The following is a 16,109-nucleotide window of genomic DNA, read 5'->3' as shown; positions in this document are numbered from 1 at the left end:
GTTAATCAATCCAGAAATTCGGGTTTCTGTTTGCTCATATGGGCGGCCATGGCCACGCGCAGATCGGTGGACTGCAGCATGGCGGCGTTCCACGTGGCGACGTATTCAAGGCCGTCGTCGATGCGATGGTCGCGCATGTAGCTGATCATCTCTTTGGTGCCGGTGATGGCAATCGGCGACTTGCTGGCGATTTCGCGGGCAATCCCCATCACGCCTTCAAGCAGGCTGGCGGTGTCGCTGTAGACGCGATTGACCAGGCCAATGTTACGCGCTTCTTCGGCGCCAAAGGTGCGACCAGTGTAAGCCAGTTCACGCAGCATGCCGTCACCGATGATCCGCGGCAAGCGTTGCAAAGTGCCAACATCGGCCGCCATGCCGATATCGATTTCCTTGATGGAAAATTGCGCATCCTCAGCCGCGTAACGCATGTCGCAGGCGGAAATCAGGTCGATGGCGCCGCCCAGGCAATAACCCTGCACCGCCGCCAGCACCGGTTTGCGGCAGTTGTCGACGGCGTTGAACGACGCTTGCAGCGCCAGGATCTTGCGCCGCAGCAGGCGCGCATTGCGGCCGACGTCCTTGCCAAGCTCATTGGCCACACCGGCGAGCATCATCAGGTCGATGCCGGAAGAGAAATGCTTGCCGGCGCCACTGAGCACCACCACCCGGACTTCATCGGTATCGTCGATCCACTGGAAAATCTCGATGATCTCGCTCCAGAACGCGGCGTTCATCGAGTTGATCTTGTCCGGACGGTTGATCTGCACATGGGCGATGTTATCGGCCAGTTCGACGCTGAAGGCGGTGTATTGAGACATGGCAGTGATCCTTTACCGGACAGAAAATGAAGCCCGAACTATAACAAGGCATCTGTGTCGGCAGTAAGGCAGCGGTTCGGCCAAATGCGGGACTCGCTTCAGGTTTTTTTAGCGTCTGGACCGGCCCTTTCGCGAGCAAGCCTGCTCCCACAGGGGGTCTTTGGCGCTCACAAATTCCCTGTGTGTGGGCTTACTCGCGAAGGCCGCACCGCCGATCTAACGGCCCTTCACCGCCACAAACGCTACGGTTTCATAAGGCACGGTCACCACATCCCGCCCCCTCAGCGCCGGTTCCCCGGCAATCAATGCCCGCAGTTGTGCATCAACCTTCGCCCGCTCCGCCACCGGCAACGCAGCGATATAACTGATGGAGCGCACCCGATTGAAAATTACATCCTCCAGCGACCCCGTATGACCATGACTGAAATACTGCACCTGCAACGGCCCGAATGCCTGATGTGGAAAGGCTTCGCGCCACGCGCCGGTGTAATAACGCGGTGTGTCGCCTTCCAGCGCGTTGACAATCGCATCCAGTTTTGGCATCCAGCTGACCTTGGCGTCGCGCAGGTTCCACACCAGCCCCAGCTTGCCGCCGGGCTTGAGCACCCGGGCAATCTCGGTCAACGCCTCGGTGCTGGCAAACCAGTGAAAGGCCTGAGCACAGACCACCACGTCCACCGACGCATCCGGCAGCGGGAGGTCGGTGGCGGTGCCGCTCGCTGCCAGTACCTCAGGAAAGGCTTCGCACAGTTTCTCCAGCATCTGCGGCACAGGTTCCACCGCAATCACCTGCGCCCCGGTCGCCACCAACGGCCCGGTGAACTTGCCGGTGCCGGCGCCTAGGTCGAGCACGGTTCTATCGGCGTTCAACTCAAGGGTAACCGTAAGCCAGTCAGCCACTTGGGGTGGATAATCCGGACGACCACGGACATAGGTGTCGGCACCGGTTTTATACCCTGCGGCCGCAGAGGGATGGACCTGATCTTTCATGGCAGTTCTCCAAATGGACAACGAACGCTGTCGAGGATAGCGCCTCGATTTGCGCTTTCCTTGCAATGATTGTCAGAAAAAAATGAATAATTGTTCACACTGCGGTGTTCACCGTCCATCGCCCATGAGGTCCATGACCGTTGTCTATTGGGCGAGCATGGAACACGCCTTGATGCTGATCGGGCATAACCCGGCGGCAGCACTGGAGGGCCCGGCGAAGTTATTGAGAAGCCGGCTTAGCACTCCAGCGAACTTGTCACTATGCTTGCACCCGACTTTCCAAGGAGGAACCTACCCCATGCCAATTTCTTCACGCGCTGCCTTACTGGTCATCGACGTACAAAACGACTTCATTCCCGGCGGTCAATTGCCGGTGCCGGAGGGTGACCTGATTGTGCCCCTGATTAATCGTCTGGGTCGCCAGTTCAAACAGGTCATCATTGCCCAGGACTGGCACCCGCCCGGCCACGCCTCGTTCGCTTCCAGCCACCCAGGGCACAAGCCTTACGACGTGATTCAGTTGCCTTACGGTGAACAGACCCTTTGGCCGGAGCATTGTGTTCGCGCCACGCCCGGCGCCGAGTTCCACCCGGAGCTGGACCTGCCCCACGCCCAATTGATCATCCGCAAGGGCTGCAACCCGGACATCGACAGTTATTCGGCGTTTCTGGAGGCGGATCGAACCACGACCACCGGTTTGGCCGGGTACCTGAAAGAACGCGGCATCGACACGGTTTACATGGTCGGGCTGGCACTGGATTTCTGCGTGATGTTTTCTGCGCTGGATGCGCGGGCGGCGGGGTTCAATGCGTTTGTGGTGATGGATGCTTGCCGCGCGATTGATCTGGAAGGGTCGCTGGCGGCGGCGATTGAGCGGATGCAGGTGGCGGGGGTCGGGTTGATTGAGTCAGCCGAATTGCTCGACTGAACTGTTGAACGTTTCCCCGCCTGGTTCGTAGCAGCTGCCGGGCTTGCGAGGACTGCGCACTCGAACGCAGCCTCGCAAGCTCGGCAGCTGCTACAAAGAATGCGTCAGGCTGAGGTGGGCAGCCACAAACGGAACCGTGCGCCGCCCAATGGTGATGCCTGCGCGGTCAGCGTGCCGCCCTGCGCTTCAAGCGCTCGGCGGCTGATTGCCAGCCCCAGGCCAAACCCGCCCGTGGCGCGATCCCGACTGCGATCCAGCCGATAAAACGGCTCGAAAATCCGCTCCCGCTCTTCATCGGGAATGCCAATACCATCGTCGTCCACCCAGATCTCACAGCCTTTGGCGCACACCTGCACACCAATCTGAATCCGCTTCTCGCAATAACGCATGGCGTTGCGCAGCAGGTTCTGGATCGCCCGGGCGGTCAATCGCGGGTCCAGCGAGAAGCGTTCGAGCTGACCGTGCAGCAGCACATCAATGACGATTTCCGGTGACTCAAGCTCTTCATCGACGCTGCCCAAAATACTGTCGATGAATTCATCCAGCGACACCTCGACCTGTTCCGGTAGCCGAGCCGGGTTTTGCAATCGGCTGTAGGACAGCAATTCCAGCACCAGCTCATCCAGTTCGCGAATGTGCGCGACCAGGCCTTGCAGGCGTTCTCGGCTGGTGGCCGGCAAGTCGTCGGACAGCGCCAGGGCCAGGCCGAAATCCAGCCGCGTCAACGGCGTGCGCAATTCGTGGGACACGGCGTTGAGCAAGTCGCGCTGCTGGTTAAGCAGGTTTTCGATGTCGCCGGCCATGGTGTCGAACACGTTGGCCAGGCTGCCGATGTTGGAGCTGGGGGAAATCTGCGTACGCTCGCTCAGGTGGCCCTTGCCGAAGCGTTCGGCGGTGCTTTTGAGACGTTCCAGGTCGCGCCAGTGCGGGCGCAGCCACAACAACAGGCAGGCCAGCATCGTCGCACCGATCAGCACGTTGATGCTCCAGTACAACCAACTGACATCCGTGGGGTCCGGTGGCACGACCATCTCCACCACCATCTGCTCGTTCAACGGTGTCACCGCCAGGGTGCGCCAGCCCCAGTCGCCGATGCGTACCACGTTCTCCCCGCGCTGCAAGCGTTCGCGCTCATCCAGGGTAAATTCGGCATCGTCGTTGCGGGCCAAAATGATGTGCAGCGGCTGGAACTCCTTGTCCATCCCCGCCGCCAGCGCCGGCCACTGCTCGACAGGCACCGTACGAAACTGTTTGACGATCAGCGTTTGCAAACCTCGGGAGTAATCGAGGTTGTAGGTCACAAAACGCTCATGGAAGACCTTGATCACCAGGTCCGGCACCAGGTAGATCGCCGCGCTGAACGAAACGATGGTCACCAGATACAGACGAAACAGGATTCTGAACATGATTCAGCATTCCCACTCGGAGCGGCTGAACAGGTAGCCCTTGCCCCACACGGTCTTGATCTTGCGCGCCTCGCCGGCGTGGTCGTCGAACTTGCGTCGCAGTTTGGAGATGGCCACATCCACCGAGCGGTCGGTGCCGTTGAATTCGATACCGCGCAGGCGTTGCAGAATCTGGTCGCGGCTCAGCACTTCGCCGGCATGCCGGGCCAGCACCACCAGCAGGTTGTATTCGCCGCTGGACAACTCGACCAGTTGCTCGCGCCAGGTCACGGTGCGCTCGGACAGGTCGATGCACAGGTTGCCCATGAGAATTCGGTCATTAGCGGTCTGCGGTTCGCTGAGGCTGCTGCGACGCAACAGCGTGCGTACGCGGGCCAGCAACACACGGGGCTCGCAGGGTTTGGTGACGTAGTCGTCGGCGCCCATTTCCAGGCCCAGCACCTGATCGTGACTGTCGTCACGGGCGGTGAGCATCAGGATCGGCAATGTCGCCGAATCGGCCCGCAGCAAGCGGCAGACCTGCAAGCCGTCGAGCCCCGGTAGCATCAGATCGAGAATCACCAGGTCCGGCGGACTGACCCGCGCGCGTTCGCGTACATGATCGCCGCGGCTGATCACGCTGACGGAATAACCGTTGCGTTCCAGGTAGCTGGCAATCAGTTCCGAGAGCGCGGTGTCGTCTTCGACCAGGAGGATGTTGGGCATGGGTGTTTCCAGAAAGTGCTGTGGCGAACTTCAGGGCCTCTTCGCGGGCAAGCCTCGCTCCTACTGTAGGAGCGAGGCTTGCCCGCGAAGGCGGCCTGACAGGCGCAATAAAATTCAAGGCCTGAAGGATATACGCCCTCATGCACACGCGAGCAAAACCCTTACACAATTTCACACAGCACCAACAAAGCTTCACCGCTACCCTCATCGACTCCCCGTAGGATGCGGGTAGTCATTATTGGGGTATTTCCATGTCAAAGAACCTGCTTGCCACGCTCAGCCTGATTGCCCTGGCGTTGACGCTGAGCGCTTGTGACCAGTCTTCGACCGCCGAAGAATCGGCACCACTGGCCACGGTGCGCATCGAAACCATCGAAGCTCGCCCTCTGTCAATCAGCAACGAACTGAGCGGGCGGATTGCCGCGCCACGGATCGCCGAAGTGCGTGCCCGGGTTGCCGGCGTGGTGTTGCAGCGGGTCTTCCGCGAAGGCAGCGACGTGAAAAAAGGCGACGTTCTGTTCCGTATCGACCCGGCCCCCTTCAAGGCCGACCTGGACAGCGCCGAAGCCGCGCTGCGCAAGGCCGAAGCCAACGCGTTCCAGGCCAGATTGCAGGAGCAGCGTTACGCCCAGTTGATCGAAGGCAACGCCATCAGCGCTCAGGACTACGACAATGCCCGCGCCAACGCCCGGCAGACCGCCGCCGATGTCGCCGCCAACAAAGCCGCGGTGGAGAGGGCGAAACTGAACCTCGGTTATGCCACCGTCACCGCACCGATTTCCGGGCGCATCGGCCGCGCGCTGGTGACTGAAGGCGCGCTGGTAGGCCAGAACGAAACCACGCCGCTGGCACTGATTCAGCAGTTGAACCCGATCCACGCCGACCTGACGCAATCGACCCGCGAACTCAACGACCTGCGTCGGGCCTTCCGCTCTGGCCAGTTAAAGGAAGTGGGCCAAGGTCAGGCCAAAGCCACGCTGATCCAGGACGACGGCAGCCTTTATCCGTTACCTGGCAAGTTGTTGTTCACCGACATCACCGTCGACCCGGGCACCGGTCAGATCATTCTGCGCAGCGAATTCCCTAACCCCGACCTCGACTTGTTGCCGGGCAGTTTCGTTCGCGTGCGTCTGGAACAGGCATTCAATCAGCAAGGCATCAGCGTGCCGCAACGGGCCATCCAGCGTGACAGCGCCGGTGTCGCCCAAGTGCTATTGCTCGACGCCGAGCAGCGGGTCGGCCAGCAACCGGTAGAGCTGGGCGCGGTGCAGAGCGATCGCTGGATCGTCACCCGCGGCCTCAAGCCCGGCGACCGCATCGTCACTGAAGGCCTGCAACACGCGCGCCCCGGTGAAAAAGTCCAGATCGACAACACCCCTCTTCCACTTGCCCAGGTCTCTGGTCAGTAAGCAGGACGCTTTTTATGCCGCAGTTCTTTATCGACCGCCCGGTGTTCGCCTGGGTGGTTGCCTTGTTCATCCTGCTGGCCGGTGCGTTGGCCATTGGGCAGTTACCCGTGGCGCAATACCCGAACGTTGCGCCGCCGAAAGTCGAAATCTACGCCACCTACCCCGGCGCTTCGGCGCAGACCGTGGACGAAAGCGTGGTCAGCCTGATCGAGGAAGAACTCAACGGCGCCGACCATCTGCTGTACTTCGAATCCCAAAGCAGCCTCGGCAGCGCCACCATCACCGCGACCTTCCAGCCGGGAACCAACCCGGAGATGGCGCAAGTGGACGTGCAAAACCGCCTCAAGGTGGTGGAGTCGCGCCTACCTCAAGCGGTCACCCAGCAGGGTTTGCAGGTGGAGAAAGTCTCCGCCGGTTTCCTGCTTCTGATCACCCTCACCTCCAGCGACGGCAAGCTCGACGACGTGGCGCTCAGTGATTACCTGGCGCGCAACGTGATGAACGAGATCAAGCGTCTGGATGGCGTCGGCAAGGCCCAGTTGTACGGCGCCGAACGGGCGATGCGGATCTGGATCGACCCACAGAAGCTGATCGGTTTCAACCTGACCCCGGCTGACGTCAATGCCGCCATCGTTGCGCAGAACGCTCAGGTTTCCGCGGGCAGTATCGGCGACTTACCGACCCGCACCACCCAGGAAATCACCGCAACCATTCTGGTCAAAGGCCAGTTGTCGACGCCTGAAGAATTCGCCGACATCGTGCTCAAGGCTAATCCTGACGGCTCCACCGTACGCATCCGTGATGTGGCGCGGGTCGAGATCGGCAGCCAGGAGTATCAGTTCTCCACACGCCTGAACGGCAAACCGTCCACCGCCGTCAGTGTGCAACTGTCGCCGGGCGCCAATGCCCTGAGCACCGCAACGCTGGTGCGGGCGAAAATGGACGAACTGGCGCGCTATTTCCCGGCCGGTGTCGAATACAAGATCCCGTACGACACTTCGCCCTTCGTCAAAGTCTCGATCACCAAAGTGGTGTACACCCTTGGCGAGGCAATGGTGCTGGTGTTTGCGGTGATGTTCCTGTTCCTGCAGAACATCCGCTACACGCTGATCCCGACGCTGGTGGTACCTGTGGCGTTGATGGGCACGTTTGCGACCATGCTCGCGCTGGGCTTCTCGATCAACGTGCTGACCATGTTCGGCATGGTGCTGGCCATCGGCATCCTGGTGGACGACGCGATTGTGGTGGTGGAGAACGTCGAACGAATCATGGCCACCGAAGGCCTGTCGCCCAAGGAAGCGACGCGCAAGGCAATGAAGCAGATCACCGGCGCGATCATCGGCATCACCCTGGTGCTGGTGGCGGTATTCATTCCGATGGCGTTCATGCAGGGCTCTGTCGGGGTGATTTACCAACAGTTCTCGCTGTCCATGGCCACGTCGATCCTGTTCTCGGCGTTCCTCGCCCTGACATTGACCCCAGCCTTGTGTGCGACGCTGCTCAAGCCGATTGCCAAGGGCGAACATCACGCCAAGGGCGGTTTCTTTGGCTGGTTCAACCGTGGATTCGAGCGTTTGACCGAGCGTTATCAAGGTTGGGTCGCTTATGCGCTGAAACGTACAGGCCGTTATCTGCTGATCTACGGCGTATTGCTGATCGGTCTGGGGCTGTGTTTCAGTCGCCTGCCCTCCTCGTTCCTGCCGGTGGAAGACCAGGGTTACACCATCACCGACATTCAACTGCCACCGGGTGCGAGCAAGAATCGCACGATCAATGTGGTGGAGCAGATCGAAGCACACAACGCTACCGAACCGGGCGTCGGCGACAGCACGGTGATTCTCGGTTTCAGCTTTTCCGGTAGCGGGCAGAATGCTGCGCTGGCGTTCACCACGCTCAAGGACTGGTCGGATCGTGGCAGCGATGATTCCGCTAGTTCGATTGCCGACAGGGCCAACGCAGCCCTCAGTCAGATCAAGGACGCCATGGCTTTCTCGGTGCTGCCGCCGCCGGTTGACGGTCTCGGCACCTCCAGCGGTTTCGAGTTCCGCCTTCAGGATCGCGGCGGCCTCGGCCACGCCACGCTGATGCAGGCGCGCAGCGAATTGCTCGCCGCCGCCGAGAAGAGCCCGATCCTGATGAACGTGCGCGAAAGCGCCTTGGCCGAAGCGCCGCAGGTGCAACTGATCGTGGACCGCAAGCAAGCCAATGCCTTGGGCATCTCCTTTGCCGACATCGGCAACGTACTGTCCACCGCCGTGGGTTCGGCCTACATCAACGACTTCCCCAACCAGGGACGGATGCAACGGGTGGTGGTCCAGGCCGAAGGCGATCAACGCAGTCAGGTCGCCGATCTGCTGAAGATTAACGTGCGCAACAACGCCGAGAAAATGGTGCCGTTGTCGGCCTTCGTCCGCGCCAACTGGACCCAGGGCCCGGCGCAGTTGACCCGATACAACGGCTACCCGGCCATCAGCATTTCCGGCGAGCCTTCGCCCGGCCACAGCACCGGTGAAGCGATGGCGGAAATCGAACGGCTGGTGGCGCAAGGCCCGGCAGGGTTGGGTCAGGAGTGGACCGGGTTGTCGCTGCAGGAACGTTTGTCCGGCAGTCAGGCGCCAATTCTGCTCGGGCTATCGCTGCTGATCGTGTTCCTGTGCCTGGCGGCGTTGTACGAGAGCTGGTCGATTCCAACGTCGGTGTTGCTGGTGGTGCCGCTGGGCGTCCTCGGTGCGGTACTGGCCGTGACGCTACGCGGAATGCCCAACGACGTGTTCTTCAAGGTCGGGTTGATCACCATCATCGGCCTGTCGGCGAAGAACGCGATCCTGATCATCGAGTTCGCCAAAAGCCTTTATGACGAAGGCCACGATCTGGTCGATGCCACCCTGCAAGCGGCGCGCCTGCGACTGCGGCCGATTGTGATGACGTCGCTGGCATTCATCCTCGGCGTAGTGCCGTTGGCGATTGCTACCGGGGCCAGTTCCGCAAGCCAGCAGGCGATCGGCACCGGGGTGATTGGCGGGATGATCACAGCGACGCTGGCAGTGGTGTTTGTGCCGGTGTTTTTTGTGGTAGTGATGAAGCTGGTGCGCAAGCGTCATCAGAATGTCTAACCAACAACACACCCCCTCGCGCCTACAGGGGGTGTGTCGTTGTGGTCACAATGGACTGCGCTGGGCTATGGTGTTTGCAAAGCCCTGACGCATCGAGCCTCCATGCCCCTACTCGCCCGCACCCACCCTCGTCTGTCCGCCGCTGCCGCATTCGGTGTCGCGGTGGGCATACTGGCTCCGGCCGATTCGGTCCTCGGCAAAATCCTCATCGGCTGGAATGCCGGGGTCTGGACGTATCTGGCCCTGATCATCTGGCTGACGATGCGCTCCAAAGCCGACGACGTGAAACGCATTGCCGAAGTCGAGGACGAAAACGCCGGGCTGGTGCTGTTCACCGTGAGCATGGCTGCACTGGCCAGCCTCGCTGCCATCACCCTCCAACTAGCGGGCAGCAAAGATCTGGACACCTATCACCGGCTGTTGCACTACGGCTTCACCGGGTTGACCGTGATCGGCTCATGGCTGTTGATCGGGGTGATCTTCAGCGTGCATTACGCCCGGTTGTATTACACTTGGGAAGGCAAGGAACCTGCGCTGCGATTTGCCGAAGGGCTGACAACCCCCAATTACTGGGACTTCCTGTACTTCTCGTTCACCATCGGTGTGGCGGTGCAGACGGCGGATGTCGGCGTGGCCACGCGGGAATTGCGTAAGATCGTGCTGGCGCAATCGTTGATCGGGTTTGTGTTCAACACGGTAATTCTCGGGTTTTCAATCAATATCGCGGCGGGTCTGTTTGGCTGATGGCCGTAAAAAAAAAGATGCCCCGACAGTGTCGGGGCATCTTTATAGGTCATGTCATTGAAGCAACGTTCATCAGAAGAAATAGCTCACTCTCAAACTGCCGCTCCAGTCCTGACTGACAGTGTTGCCTTTACTGCCACCGACCTGGCCGGAAACCTGCCAGTTGCGTTGAGCCGGTGTCCACTTCACACCTGCGCCGTACTCAATTGAGCTACTGGCGCGATCATCATCGAAACTGTCGTCGTTGATTTTAACCTCGTTGGTTTTCACAAACTCGTGGTTAACCCCCGCCGACAGACTTGGCTCCAGCAGACTGCCATTTTCGAGGCTGATCACACGTCCGCCTCTGACGCCCACATTGCCCTGCAAAGAACGCATGGTGTCGGCTTTAACTTCAAGGCCATTGTCCAAACGATAACTGTCACTTTGAGTCACGCCGGTCGAAACCCGCACCTGGGGTTCGACGAAATAGTTGTTCTTGAGGCGAATATGTTTGCCCACCGCCACCGAACCGCTGGCGCCCAAGGCCGTGTAATCACCCTTGGCCCGAGTGCCATCACTCATGGTGACTTTGGCCTTGTTGTCGAACTGGTTGATCTTGGCCATGACATTGACGAACACGCCGCTTTCAACATCGAACGTGCTGCCGTAAACACCGGCGTTCACACTCTCGACAGTCGCGCTGGAACCGTATTTGAGATCCATTTTGGTATGGCTAGACCCGACGAACCCGCCCAATACCCACGAGCGACCGCCAAGATCCACCAATGTATCGGCGCCGCCGGTGATGCCGGTCTGGTTTTGCGTGTAGCCATCGCCATAGGCGTTATCGACGCTGTATTGATTGCCGTAAGTGCGAACCCACACACTGTTTCTCAGCTTTGTGGTGTCGCTATCGCTGGCCGCCCGCATCGAAGCCTCGGGCCGGGCACTGAGCCCGCGATCACCGATCTGATCATTGAGCATGTTCATTTCGGCATTCAACAAACTGCGCGCGCTGCCAGCCAGCGCCAAAGCGGTATTGCTTGAGGTACTGACCGTTTCCTTGTCCGGATTCAGGTACAAGCCTTGACCTTCCTTCGTTAGCCTGTAGACAAATGTGCCGGCGTCCACGGTGTCGCGACTACCCAACGAGAAGCTCGCGTCACCGGATGCAATGTTACCGACCTTCACCGGTTCGGCAGTGACCGGTGTGGTGCCGGTGGCGGAGATTCGCAGTTGATGTTGTCCGCTGGCGTTGCCAGTGACGTTCAGGAAATCAGTGTTGCCATTGCCCAGGTCGGTGCCCATCACAAAGGTGCCGTTACCGGAAAGCTCGCCCACATTCAGTTGCTGAAACTGCTCGTTCGTGCCCATGCGAACCACGCCGTTATTCAACGCCAGACGTTGCACGCTGCCGTCACCGGTCATGACCCATTGCGCTGAGTTATTGATATTCACATTGGCGGAGTTATTGATTTGACCGGTCAGTACCGAGCCGTTGTCCAGCAGTACGCTGCCATTGGTGTCAGTGAGCACGTCTCCGGTCATGCTGCTGCCGTTGTTCAACGACAAGCTGAAGACGTTGTCGATGTTGCCGTTAACCACCGATCCATTGTCGAGACTGACCGTGGTTCCAGTGCCGGCGACCGCCTGCACGTCACCGTTCAAGGTGCTGCGTGTATCAAGCCTGGTTTGGGTCACGTTCTGTAAATTGCCGTTCAGCGTCGAGGCGTTTTGCAATGTGACCCTCGCTGTGCTGCCGGACTCAACGATAATATTGCCCGCCAAGTCACTTCGATCCGCTTTGAAATTGACCGCGGCACCATCGTTGACTTCGAGCATCGTGCCATTGGCTCCGATCAGTCGGGAGCCGTTGAGTACATCTATGTTTGCCGTGATTCCCGCACGATCCTGAAAACCCACAACAATGGCCGAACCGGATTTTCCTTCGAGGGTTGAACCATCCAGCGTCACCGTGGATGTTCTGGCGAGATCAACTATTTCTCGCCCGACCTGCAACCCGTTCAGCCCTCCAACAATGGTGCTGCCAGTCGCATTTAGGTCGGCGTGACTCAATCGAACGCCGTAACTGGTTACATCAGTGGCTTCTATCGATGAATTCAAAACGTTCAGTCGACTGAAACCGGTCAAAAGAGCGCCACCATTTAACGCCGTGACAGAGCTGTTGTTCGTCAACGTGGCGGTAGAACCAATTTGCCCTGCATTATTCCTGATGAGTTGCAGGCCGATATCGTCACTGGTCACCGTGCTGTTCGTCAGGTTTGCTGTGCTATCGCTCAGCATGATGGCAAAGCCTCCACCAATACGATCAATTGACGCGTTCGTGACATTGAACGTTGAATTGAGCCTGCCATTAAGGCGCTGTGCGCCTCCACCAGTGGCATTGAATATTGCACTTTCAGCGTCGATGATCAGCGCCTGGGCGCCGTTGGAGATGAGCGTAGAACCCGCGTTCAGCGTCCAATCCTCCGGGGGCAAGGAGTTGTCAATGGTGTGGGTCCCGCCCACAGGAACGATACCGCCATGCGCAGATGCGCCGAGAAACATTAACGATGAGAGCGCCGATAATGCGTAACCTTTGACGATTTTTTTTGAACACGAAGAAAACTTGGACATATGGGGCTCTTACATTGAGTTGTCGGCAATATCGGATGAAGCGCGATTTGAGCGCCGGGAGACTACAGACCATCCCCACTCTTATATGTAGGAATAGTCCCTTTCCGAGTCGGATATTCCTTCATGACTCGTAAGAACAACCGCAACCTGACTCACTTAGTCTCCTTGTGAGCCAGGCACGGTCATTTCGTCATGGATTATGCGGTGCCATCGCAGAACAGGCTGCTGGTGTTACGGACGTTAACCCTGTGCAGCACTTCCGGTGATTTGTACAGAGTTCCCGCAATCCTGGTTTCATACCATACATACACGTAGCTATAGTCAGGTGTACCAGGTGGTGGTACGATCGGGCCTTGCAGTGTCTTTATATACGTAAAGTTCACATCAAAGATAGTTTGCGCCGTGGCACTAACTGTTTTTGTCTCCGCGTGCGGAACACCAATGGGAGTGGTCATTGCAATGTCTTCATAGCCATCAGCATGAATAGTTATTGATTGACCCGCTGGCAAGGAACTTTGCCCTTGCGGTACTGCCACTCGCCATAGACGATCGCCCCCCACCGTATCAAAGCTTGGGCAACTGACGACATGGTCGATATTGTAGGTTCTCGCGACATGCTCAAGAAGTTTGACTTCATTTGCTTCAAAGTTGACTTGAGTCGGAATTTTTTGCACAACGGTAGCGTCAACGTCCAGATAGCGGATTTCGCAGTAAGCTTCCTTGATGCCGGCACCATGATCGGCAACTTTTGCGAAGTCTACTTTGATAAATGTTTCAGTATCAGTCGGTTCGATTTTTTCATCCCCCATAAACTCTTTGTCGTAATAAAAACCGACCATTGCAGTTCTGGCGAGAGGATCACCAACATCCATTCCCCACATCTTGAATGTGAACGTAACTTGTTTGCCGAAATCACCCGGCACAAGATGATTTAGGGTGCCGGTGTCGCCAGTAACCTCGACCGGGGGCAGGTTTTCACTGTTTAGATCCGGCGCTGGCAGCAAACCAATCGGCGGATAATCAGCGTTCATATAGACTATTGTTACTTGGTTCGAGTCCTGGGTTGGCGCCGTTCCATCTTTGTAGGTGTAAGTCAGTTTCCCGGCCAACTCTCCGAGAGTTGTACCGTAAGCGGCTTCATAGGCATCGAATGTCAAATCGAATTCCAGGCCACCCGAAGCAGCCAATGCCTTGCTGCCAACCACTTCATTTTCAAGCTTCACTTCAATCATCGCGCCCACAGCAGCATTGGTTGGCCGCTGCAAGATGATCTTCACATTCCTGGGAACCGGGTTGAAATGCTTAAGAGTCAACGTGGTATTTCCGTCCGTTCCTGTATCAGGAACTGTGAGGGGGAAAAATACCACTGCAGGCGGTTGACGAACCTCAAGATCTCTCCTGGGCGTTGAGTCGATACTTCTAAATCCCGCGACATCAGTAATAGTGTTGAGCTGATAAAGTGTCGTGTTACCCAAGGCGCGTAAAGCGGCGACACTGACAACAAACTCGTCATTCGCATCCAGTTTCCCCTCATAAATCGGGGTTTGGGATGTGGAGGCTAAAGCTCTCGAGCTCAAATAAAAATGATGAGTATCATCGGCATGTCGAAAAGGATAAGTGGTGACCACCTTGCAACGCAGACCGCCCGGGTTCGAGTTGAACCAAGCCCCATCAAGAACCCCAGAGGGCGGCGCATTCACATAGGTAACGGGTGGAACAACCCCTCTACTTGAGGGGGTCTTCGTAGCATAGGGCCCACGATACCTGGCCCGCAAAAGAGTCGGCGCTGTAGAGTGGTCTTCGTTGCCATCGCCATCGAAAACCTTGAACTGAACAGAATATTCAGTTGCAGCCTCAGGCGTAGTCTGCTCAGGAATGTCTGCTTTATTCAGGCGATATATTAAAGGTACGGCGACGCCTTCTAGACTTTTTGAGTCCAGCGGTTTTGTGGTCCCGTCGGGCAAGATCAATTCGAGTGTTGCACTACCGCCACCCGCCGCATTGTTCAAACCATCAAGTTCGACTTCAATATACCCCCTGTCGTCATCAATTTTTTTTATGCGACCATTTACGGCCAGATTTTTAACCACGGGTGGATCAGAAAGTATTCCGCCATCAATATTTGAACTTCTTGCACCAGTTGGGATTTTCTCTTCAATGGTCATTTCACACGCTCCATGATAAAAACAGACAGACTGCTTTTTACAAACACTTGCAAAAACAACTAAAAACTTTCCAGCCCCTCAACGACCGAATAAACTTCCCGCCCAATTGACAAACCCCGCCAACCAAACTATATCCAGAAACATTCAAGCATCGTAATAACAGGGCAGCGATTCACCGGAAATAACACGATCAATCTTGATCAGTGCTGGCTCGGACTCTGCGATCAACTTTGCCGCTCGATAGAAGCGGTAAATCACGATTGCCGAGGCATTATTTTCCAATGGTTTTATATGTTTGAAAGGAATCAACATATTGAAGCCTTGCGAGTTATCCTCTGTGCTCAGACTCTTTGAGAAACTACCATATGCTCCTTCAACTTCTCCAACACCATTCAAACTAAGATATCCCCGCCACGTCACTACGCATAAATCGCCTGACCTACCGATCAACTGAGGCAAAATGTGTATCCATCCCCCGCCGCTGAGTGCGGGACGAGTCAAGCAATTCCAATACCCCCAGAGAGTGGCATTGAGAAAATTCGCTTCAGGCAGTTTTTGAACAGGCAACTGCGTATGATCGATGGTCAACTTTCTCGGAGGCGCGATGTCCGGGTTAGAGTCCGCGTCATTCACCAAATAAGAAATCCAGGCGACCCCATCTTTACTCAATAATGCAGCGCTTAGCGGAATTTCGATTTCAAGTAAATTTATCGGATTATATAAATTGTCGTGAATTGTATTTTTAACTCCATCCTGCTCGAAAAACACCTGCAAGCGGTCTGGGTTGTTAGGATCCACTGAGTATTCCGCCCATCTTGGGACTCTGCCAATCGTTCCCTTATGCAGTTGTGGAAGAGGAATATTTCCGTCTACATCAACCGGATCGACGCCATCCACCTTGATGATTTCTGCTAGAACACCATCTCCTATTGACGTGAAGGATCCAATGGAAGATGTGTTTTCATCCGCGGGCAATGACATTTATTCCTGACCTCGTCATCGTACTTTCGCAAGGGAAATCGATTAACGCAAAAAGCCACTCGTTGGGAGAATTAAACGTTCGATTTCCTAGTCTGCCTACTGTCAAATCTGATAGTTCTGGCGACCACCTGTCGGATACACAGGTTCTTCACTCTCGCTACCGAACGAACCTTCACTTGACGCCAACAAAGAAATTGGTGTCTCCTGAAACCGGTTTCAGACAATAAGAAG

11 protein-coding genes are annotated in these 16,109 nt (G+C 57.1%); 4 read left to right on the top strand and 7 right to left on the bottom strand.

What is annotated here, in order from left to right; all coding sequences use genetic code 11:
- Positions 1–5 precede the first annotated feature (5 nt).
- Positions 6–818, bottom strand: a complete 813-nt coding sequence (locus tag AC1RL4_RS03365) for a crotonase/enoyl-CoA hydratase family protein (RefSeq protein ID WP_096480248.1) — start codon at positions 816–818, stop codon at positions 6–8.
- A 216-nt stretch (positions 819–1,034) separates the two neighbouring features.
- A complete protein-coding gene (locus AC1RL4_RS03360) occupies positions 1,035–1,808 on the bottom strand; it encodes a class I SAM-dependent methyltransferase (protein ID WP_018929116.1) in 774 nt (257 codons plus the stop codon).
- Positions 1,809–2,106: 298 nt separating this feature from the next.
- Here AC1RL4_RS03360 and pncA point away from each other — a divergent pair, with 298 nt between their 5' ends.
- The gene (pncA, locus tag AC1RL4_RS03355; RefSeq protein ID WP_019578833.1) at positions 2,107–2,736 is read left to right on the top strand and encodes a bifunctional nicotinamidase/pyrazinamidase; all 630 of its coding nucleotides are present in this window, start codon (positions 2,107–2,109) and stop codon (positions 2,734–2,736) included.
- Positions 2,737–2,840: 104 nt separating this feature from the next.
- Here the strand turns inward: pncA and AC1RL4_RS03350 are convergent, their stop codons facing one another.
- Together AC1RL4_RS03350 and AC1RL4_RS03345 are read right to left on the bottom strand one after the other, a co-directional pair.
- On the bottom strand, positions 2,841–4,142 hold the full coding sequence (locus AC1RL4_RS03350) for an ATP-binding protein (RefSeq protein ID WP_230173596.1): 1,302 nt from the start codon (positions 4,140–4,142) through the stop codon (positions 2,841–2,843).
- Between the two features lie 3 nt (positions 4,143–4,145).
- On the bottom strand, positions 4,146–4,847 hold the full coding sequence (locus tag AC1RL4_RS03345) for a response regulator (protein ID WP_007939075.1): 702 nt from the start codon (positions 4,845–4,847) through the stop codon (positions 4,146–4,148).
- 251 nt (positions 4,848–5,098) lie between these two features.
- Here AC1RL4_RS03345 and AC1RL4_RS03340 point away from each other — a divergent pair, with 251 nt between their 5' ends.
- From AC1RL4_RS03340 to AC1RL4_RS03330, 3 genes are all read left to right on the top strand, one after another.
- Complete coding sequence (locus AC1RL4_RS03340) at positions 5,099–6,256, top strand: efflux RND transporter periplasmic adaptor subunit (protein WP_019578831.1); 1,158 nt, start codon at positions 5,099–5,101, stop codon at positions 6,254–6,256.
- Between the two features lie 14 nt (positions 6,257–6,270).
- A complete protein-coding gene (locus tag AC1RL4_RS03335; protein WP_230173594.1) occupies positions 6,271–9,369 on the top strand; it encodes a multidrug efflux RND transporter permease subunit in 3,099 nt (1,032 codons plus the stop codon).
- A 102-nt stretch (positions 9,370–9,471) separates the two neighbouring features.
- The gene (locus tag AC1RL4_RS03330; protein ID WP_230173592.1) at positions 9,472–10,113 is read left to right on the top strand and encodes a DUF1345 domain-containing protein; all 642 of its coding nucleotides are present in this window, start codon (positions 9,472–9,474) and stop codon (positions 10,111–10,113) included.
- Between the two features lie 72 nt (positions 10,114–10,185).
- On the opposite strand, the gene AC1RL4_RS03325 is transcribed toward AC1RL4_RS03330, so the two are convergent.
- From AC1RL4_RS03325 to AC1RL4_RS03315, 3 genes are all read right to left on the bottom strand, one after another.
- Positions 10,186–12,732, bottom strand: a complete 2,547-nt coding sequence (locus tag AC1RL4_RS03325) for an autotransporter outer membrane beta-barrel domain-containing protein (protein ID WP_230173590.1) — start codon at positions 12,730–12,732, stop codon at positions 10,186–10,188.
- A 197-nt stretch (positions 12,733–12,929) separates the two neighbouring features.
- Positions 12,930–14,897 carry a hypothetical protein gene (locus AC1RL4_RS03320; RefSeq protein WP_230173589.1) on the bottom strand — a complete coding sequence of 656 codons (1,968 nt, stop codon included), beginning with the start codon at positions 14,895–14,897 and terminating at the stop codon, positions 12,930–12,932.
- 144 nt (positions 14,898–15,041) lie between these two features.
- Entirely contained in the window at positions 15,042–15,878 is an 837-nt protein-coding gene (locus tag AC1RL4_RS03315) for a hypothetical protein (protein WP_493119090.1), read from the bottom strand.
- Between the last annotated feature and the right edge of the window lie 231 nt (positions 15,879–16,109).

It is taken from the genome of Pseudomonas sp. GW822-FHT07A10 (assembly GCF_058798795.1).
This window is presented reverse-complemented; position numbering and strand designations above follow the sequence as displayed.